Source organism: Mesotoga sp. UBA5825 (genome assembly GCF_002432955.1).
Lineage (GTDB): Bacteria > Thermotogota > Thermotogae > Petrotogales > Kosmotogaceae > Mesotoga.
Window position 1 is genome coordinate 1 of sequence record NZ_DJHG01000108.1, and the last position, 7,243, is coordinate 7,243.

At 45.4% G+C, this 7,243-nt stretch carries 6 protein-coding genes and 1 pseudogene; 6 read left to right on the forward strand and 1 reads right to left on the reverse strand.

Features of this window, described 5'->3' with window-relative positions; genetic code table 11:
- Positions 1-290 (forward strand): hypothetical protein (locus B3N33_RS10715; RefSeq protein ID WP_292593324.1); only part of this gene is annotated, 290 nt, incomplete at its 5' end.
- 88 nt (positions 291-378) lie between these two features.
- Here B3N33_RS10715 and B3N33_RS10720 read toward each other — a convergent pair.
- Positions 379-1,722 (reverse strand): APC family permease, encoded by a 1,344-nt coding sequence (locus B3N33_RS10720; protein ID WP_292593326.1) that lies wholly within the window; start codon positions 1,720-1,722, stop codon positions 379-381.
- 440 nt (positions 1,723-2,162) lie between these two features.
- Here B3N33_RS10720 and B3N33_RS10730 point away from each other — a divergent pair.
- From B3N33_RS10730 to B3N33_RS10750, 5 genes and pseudogenes are all read left to right on the forward strand, one after another.
- Positions 2,163-2,801, forward strand: a pseudogene (locus B3N33_RS10730) (MASE3 domain-containing protein); the annotation flags it as partial.
- Between the two features lie 194 nt (positions 2,802-2,995).
- On the forward strand, positions 2,996-3,424 hold the full coding sequence (locus B3N33_RS10735) for an HD-GYP domain-containing protein (protein WP_349680388.1): 429 nt from the start codon (positions 2,996-2,998) through the stop codon (positions 3,422-3,424).
- A gap of 517 nt (positions 3,425-3,941) precedes the next feature.
- Positions 3,942-5,219 (forward strand): hypothetical protein, encoded by a 1,278-nt coding sequence (locus tag B3N33_RS10740; protein WP_214061350.1) that lies wholly within the window; start codon positions 3,942-3,944, stop codon positions 5,217-5,219.
- A gap of 325 nt (positions 5,220-5,544) precedes the next feature.
- Positions 5,545-6,168, forward strand: coding sequence for a SatD family protein (locus B3N33_RS10745; RefSeq protein ID WP_292590319.1), 624 nt, complete (start codon positions 5,545-5,547; stop codon positions 6,166-6,168).
- 128 nt (positions 6,169-6,296) lie between these two features.
- Positions 6,297-7,085, forward strand: coding sequence for a DUF3307 domain-containing protein (locus B3N33_RS10750; protein WP_292590318.1), 789 nt, complete (start codon positions 6,297-6,299; stop codon positions 7,083-7,085).
- The last annotated feature ends 158 nt before the right edge of the window (positions 7,086-7,243 follow it).

Consider the following 7,243-nt stretch of genomic DNA (forward strand, 5'->3'; position numbering starts at 1 on the left):
TTATTGCTCGAGTGAGGCCCGAGTTTCTTGAAGATGAAAAAGAGGAGATCACACTCTCTATGGAGGTTGTTGAAGAATCGGAAAGGCTCATTGCCGGTCAACCCGGCATATGGATAGAACTTACGGCGCCCCAGTGGGACGTTGAGAGAACAATCTACTCACATGTCTATCAGCCCGATGAAGACGGGTACTGTCTATCGATTGGATTTGCGGCTAAGGTGGGTTTTTGGAGCCAGAATGAACCGATTCTCGAGAGAATTGTGGATACATTGAGATACTGTGTGAACTGAACCACGCCACAGTATGTGTTCGCAAAGCAATCAATGCAGGAACGATGGCACTGACTGTGTCTTTCAGTCGATAAGTTTCTTTGACTACTTAGTCTTCGAATGCCGATAAGTCGTCTCTGCCGAAAGGATTGTCTTTCACACGATTGAGGTGTCTCAATCTGAAGGCAAAGTAAATTATGCCAATGATCTCCCATACTATGAAGAACAAGAAGAATGAAGCACTGAAATCTGTCCCGACCTGATAAAGAAGAATGAGCAATATCACTATTGAAAACACGGCCCCGAAAACCGGGATTAGGGTAAACCATTTCTTATTAACTATTGCGGGAGCTCTCTCTTTGAGCCTTGGATCATTCTTCAGTCTGAAGACTGCAAACATCGTTGGGACGATTACTGCTATTCCGCCTATTGAAGCGAAGGCTGCGAATAGGTTTAGGCCGGATTCGCCAACTGAAATCAGCATAATTGAAGAGAGAAGCCAAATAATCGTCAGCAAAACCCATGGTGTTCCTCTCTTGTTGACCAGTCCGAGTTTTGAGGGGAATACTCGGAGTTTACAAAGTGCGAGCAAAGATCTAGTCCCCCACATGTATGTCGCGTTAATCGTTGTAGCAATTGCGAGTATCGGGCCGCCGAATGTGAAGACATAGAAAAGAAATCCGCTGAGGTAATTCGAAGCAACGTCGTTAAGAGTGCCATTAGTCATTACATCTTCTCCTACTCCAAACGAGACGATTGCCATCAGGAGATAGCAGACCAAGACAACTGAGAGAGAAAAAACCACCGAAAGCGGGAGATTTCTCCTGGGGTTTTCCACTTCCCCACCCAGCTCTATCACGGCATTAGAGCCCGCGTAAGTAAAAGTCAATAGCGCCGAAGCGTATATTATCGAACCGATCCCTTTCGAGAAAACGCCTTCGAGGTTGCTCGCTTCGATTCTGCCAATGCCCGGCACAGTGTAAATTGTGATAGCAATAAAAAGTAGAGCTACAGCTAGAATTTCCACTCGCGAAGCCATTTTAAGACCCATAAGGTTGACTACATAGAAGAAGGTGAGAATAATCAGAGCTACAGGCACAAGAGCGATCCCATCCCAGATACCCTTCATATATGATGCCAGCGCAAGCGCGTTCAACGGAAACAGGCCGACAAATGCACCGAAGAGATAGGCCCAGAGACCGAGAAATGCGACTTTGGGTGAAAAGAGGAAAGCACCGTACTTGAAAGTTCCGCCTGTCGTGGGAAGTGTCGATCCGAGCAACATGACGTTTATCATGATAATTGCCATGGGAGCAAAGGCAACGACGAATGCAAGTATTGTTCCCACCCCCGCACTCTGAGAAGCGATCGGCATGTAGATGAATATTCCTGCCCCGATTGTCATCCCCACTTCCAGTGCGACCAGATCCCAGAACTTCATAGTCTTCTTCATCTATTCCACCTTTCCGAGCACCGACCAAGAACTTTCGCTCAACTCTGAATGCCTTTCATGGTGCATCTTTTATTATACATTGTGTCTATCCTTTGCTGAAAGGCGATCTCAGTTTCGACTCTCTTTAGGCCGGGATTTCTTGCCTTTCCACAGGTTCTGCTACTTTGGTCGTCATATGCTGAGATGATTCCTTATATTGTGTGTAGTATTTAGAGATGCTTCGGGAAGTCGCTATTACTGGTATTGTTGGTAAGTGGTGAATCTTCGTCTGGCAGGAGGATCCGTTGGCACTGTATTGCACAAGCTCGTATTGAAAGGACTTTTGCTGTCATGCTTGATAGGGATTATACTTGAGAGAACTCCTTTTCGTTGGTGGTAAAGTTATATCTAAGACAATTACTGTTTCCGTGTGGATATTGATCGCTTTGGCCTCGTGAGCAGTGTCGCGTTTGAATTTTCTTCTTTTCCACTCGTTTATCGAAATTACGGCGATTTTGATCGCCGGAGTCCTGGTATCAATGGCATTCATTTCCAAAGGAAAGAATGTTCTCGTGCTGAGAATGGGATATCTCTACAGCGTAGTAATGGTCCTGGATGTTCTTCACACAATCTCGTTGCCGGGATGGGTGTCTTTTCTTCCTGGACGGCAAATCAGCCGACACAGTTCTGGATTCTGGGTCGGTTGATAGAGGCTTCCGGTCTGGCGTTGGCGCTGGTTCTGCCCAAGAAACGAAATCTCAACATTGGCTATTTTGCAGGGTTCATTATTGCAGGAGCCCTTGGAAAGACGACGATCTCCCTTGGATACTTTCCTGAATGTTTCATTATGGGAATAGGTCTCACTTCATTCAAGATTTCGATAGAATATGTAGTAATCGGAATCATATTATTGAGCATCTATCTTCTTTTTCGAAGCGTTTCTCCAGACGTTGTCCCGTACAAAAAGTACTACTTTCTGGCTCTTCTTATGACCGCTGCCGGTGAGATAGTTTTTACGACCTATACCGACGTGTACGGTTTTTCTAACATGCTTGGCCATGTTTTCAGAGTGATATCTTATTTCGTTATCTTGCAGGGGATAGTCTACAGGTCCATTCGCGAGCCGATCGACAGCCTTTACAATAGAATCAGCAAGACCCAGGAAGAGCTTATTGCAATTATGAGCGAGACGACTGAAATAAAGGATCCATACACAGCAGGTCACCAGAAGAGGGTTGCCATACTGGCAGAAGAGAAAGCAAGAAAGATGTGACTTTCACAGGATGACCGAAATGTGCTTTCGTTAGCCTCCAGGCTCCACGGCATCGGGAAGCTGTTCATACCTGCAGATATACTCAACAAACCCGGAAGGCTTAACGAGATTGAATGGGCGTTGATCAAGAATCATCCCGACGAAGGCTACAAAATCCTGAAGGAGATCCATTTCGGTCTGCCCGTTGCAGAAATAGTCAGGCAGCATCACGAGAGAGTCGATGGGTCCGGTTATCCGAGAGGTCTGAAAGACGGTGAAATAATGCTTGGAGCGAGAATTCTTGCAGTTGCAGATGTTGTCGAGGCAGTAAGCTCCCATCGTCCTTACAGACCCGCACTGGGACTTGAGATGGCCCTGGAAGAGATTAAATCAGGAGTTGGCACGAAGTATGATGAAGAAGTCGTCAAAGGCTGTCTTGAGCTATTCAGTTCGGGTTTCTTGCCAGACTAGATATCAGATTTCAAACTGCAAGAAGCTCTCTTCCTTGGAACTGTGGACGTTGTGAACTGCATCGGATAATGAGGATTTCGATCTGGATCATAAAGTATCTGTTTTCATGTTGATATTCAGTCTCTCAGAAGCACAACATCCTTCATGGAACTCTGGCCGCACACAATTCGATAGGTTTAAGGAACGGAATCAAGATCTCGCTAATTCGAGGTGGTAAGGTCTGTCTCACAGGCCATTTACACTTTCGGCTATAAAAGTCCCGATTGGTCTTTCATTGTAGTAAGCTTTTCGATTCAGCGAAGGCTCTCATGAGAACGAGTATTCCGGGAATTTCAGATGCAACCGCGCAACTTCCCGTTTTTGACATCACGATTATTTATCTCGGTCATATTAGTAACCTCTCTTAGATACTTCACAGCACCTAATCAAATATAATGAAACGAATATGAACAACTATTGATCCTAGGATTATTCGGAAAGGGATGCAGAAGTTGTTGATGATGAGATGGAGGAATAGATGATGAGAAGAATGTCAGTAACTGTATTTCTAATTCTTATTACGGTTTTTCTGGGGGCAAGGCTAAATGTAGTAAAGTCTCTTGTTCTTGGTGGAAGCGGCAACGACGAGGCAAGCGACGTTAAGATTCTCGATGATGGAAGCGTTGCGATTTCAGGGCACACAGACTCTTCTTTTGGGACAGTTGTTTCTTCACACGGTCAGGAAGACTTCCTTATAGTGAAACTTGACAGTGACTTGAATCTTCAGTGGTGGAAAACCTTTGGTGGAAGTAAGAGAGATATTGCTGAGGCAATAGCCTTAACTGCTGACGGGGGATACTTGTTGGCAGGTCTGACGGAATCCGCAGACGGAGATGTGACTAATAACAACGGTATTGGTGATTTCTGGGTGATCAGGCTTTCAACAGAAGGCGAACTCATCTGGGAGAGAACACTTGGGGGCAGCGGACAGGATCATGCATACGATGTACTTGAGAAACCTTCAGGAAACATTGTAGTTGCAGGATACACAAGATCTGCGGACGGAGATGTCTCTGGCTATGATTGGGGAGAAGACTTCTGGATAGTGGAACTGGATAGTGAAGGCAATATGGTGTCTCAATGGGTAGTTGGCGCTTACAGATCTGAAGATTGCGCGCAAAAACTTTACCTGGGAGAGGACGGGTCAATTTATGCAGTCGGCTACTTTGCTTACAGAGATTGTGGAATAAGCTGCAACTACGTGGACAACCAGATGTCGATCTTGAAGATCTCGGCTGCTGGGGAAGTCGAATGGTTTGATCAGTTCGGAGGTCAGTGGTTTGAGGATGGCTTCGATATTGTTGCAGAGAGTGATGGCGGTGCCATAGCCATTGGTTCACAGGACGCCGGGGTATCACTGTTTTCGAATGGACTTGGTGGAAGAGATTTCTGGGTTATTTCGGTCGATGATGATGGTAATGAACTGTGGAGCAAGAACTACGGCGGGAGTTTCACGGACGTTGCGCGTTGCATAGTTCTTACAGATGATGGGGACTTGATTGTAGCTGGACAGACAACTTCTAACGACATCGATGTCAAAGAAAATTCCGGCATGAATGATGCTTGGATCATGAAACTGGATTCTCAAGGAGGGATAATAGATACTCTATCTTTCGGCGGTTCCGGGGATGATGTCGTCAATTCAGCCTATATTGAAGGGAACAGGATCATATTCGCAGGGTATTCCATGTCCTATCAAGAGGGCAGTGCAGAAAAGAGAGAGAAAGATCTTTGGCTATTTGAAGTAGTTAATTAGCTGACTAGTAGCCATTGAATTTCTGCATCAGACGCATTACTCCTTCTATTTGCTGAAGATGCAGCATATTCGGGAGTTTTCCCGTTTTCTTCAACGGGCTTTCCCTAGAATTTCCATCAACAGTTTTCGTATTGAGTAACAAGCCTTCAAAGACTTCTGAATAGCCGATCCATTTATCTAGGATGTCGTATTGATCTCCACATCGATAAGTGGGTATCTCGTAAAGACTAGAGTGGCATTCTGTTTGTCGTCACTTTATGGTCTCACCAGGATCTGTGCTACAATCAGTTTGGAGTGCCTCTGCTGTTTACGGAGTGTGAGCTGTATGGGTCTTTATGCGATAATTACCGCCGATATCATCCAATCAAGGAAGCAAGAGATTCCGGTGGAGAGTATTCGGAATTCGATCGAGGGTTTTGGTTCGGAGTATCTCGCAAAGCCATTCGCCATATCTAGAGGAGATGAGATTCAGGGTGTATTGTCTGAGCTGGGGGCCCTACCGATACTTGTTCGAAGGTTGAGATACATTGTGCGACCCTTCAGGCTAAGAATTGGGTTAAGCATAGGCGAAATCGATAAGAAGGAGCTTGAGGAGGCCGGTTCTTCTTGGGATTTAAGCGGCAGAGTCTTCTTCGATGCGAGAACGGCGCTTGATAGTGCGAAGCAAAGTAAGATTTCCAACACTTTCTTCGTTTATGATAACGAGTTACTGTCAATTGCCATGAACACCTCTTTATCTTTGCTTGAAACTGTTGAGAGGAGTTGGACTGAAAAGCAGTGGGAAGCCGTTCATGTATATGAAGCCGAGGGGACTTACGAAAAGGCGGCTAAGGCTCTGGGAGTGACAGCCCCGACGGTTCAGGAACACTGTGAAAAGGCCAGCTGGAATGTGGTAAGAGCTGCCGAAATGGGGTTGGCAAAGTTGATCGATTTGTCGCTTGGAAATTAGTTTATTCAGCCTTATATTTGTAAAATTAGTCTATATAACCTTATTTACGCTAAATAAGTCTTTAGGACCTTATCATAAGTATATTTCACGACAAACGCGCATTTACTGGGATATTAACGGAGGCTACCATGACACGATTAGTGATACCTCTAGCGCTTTCGGTTCTGGCGCATGTACTTGCCGATTTCTTGTTTCAGACAGACGCAATGGCAAACGAAAAGAATAATGTTCAGATGAAGGGATTCCTGAAACACTGGTGCGTTGTGTTTGTGACTCTTCTGGTTCTTATGCTCCCCTTCAAGCTGACCGATGTGCTCATGTACTGCCTTGTGCTTTCCCTCTTTCATATACTGATAGATGTGTTCAAAGCTCAGATCGAGAGTCGGAGAGGTCCGGCAACGAAGTTTGTTATGCTCCTTGTTGACCAATTCTTGCATCTAGTGCTCATTTCTTTCCTCTTGCCGATTTCCAGCTTCACCGTTTCAAGGAGCTTCTCGAGCTTCATTGGCTGGTTCTCCATACATACGGGGCTAAACCTATCCTCGCTTCCGGTTCAAAGAATTCTGTTGATAACAATTGTCTATTTGTACGTACTCTTTGCCGGTGCGGTATTCATAAGAAAGCTCTTCGATCTCATCTACAAGAATGTACCGGACTATCTTCAGAGAATAGCAGGAGACAGCTCCGTTCTCGATAATGTGAAGACCGGAAAGGTGATCGGGATCTTCGAAAGACTTCTCATTCTTACACTTTATCTCACGGGAAATGTTGCCTCTATAACCATTGTAATAGCCGCCAAATCGCTGGCCAGATTTAAGAATTTCGAGAACAAAGACTTTGCAGAATACTATCTAATCGGGACACTGGCGAGCGTGATGATTGCAATGGTTGGCGGGATGATCTTGAAGGTTCTTTGAAGGGTTGGGAAGAGCCTGAGGTCAGAGGCAAGAGGTCGGAAGAGCGAAGAGAGAGAGAAGTCCATTGTTCTGGTGCTTTGCACCTAAGTTCTTCGTTCCGACACTTCGTGTCCAAGTTCCTGGTACGAACCGGATGTTATCCTCGGAGAGCGGAGAAC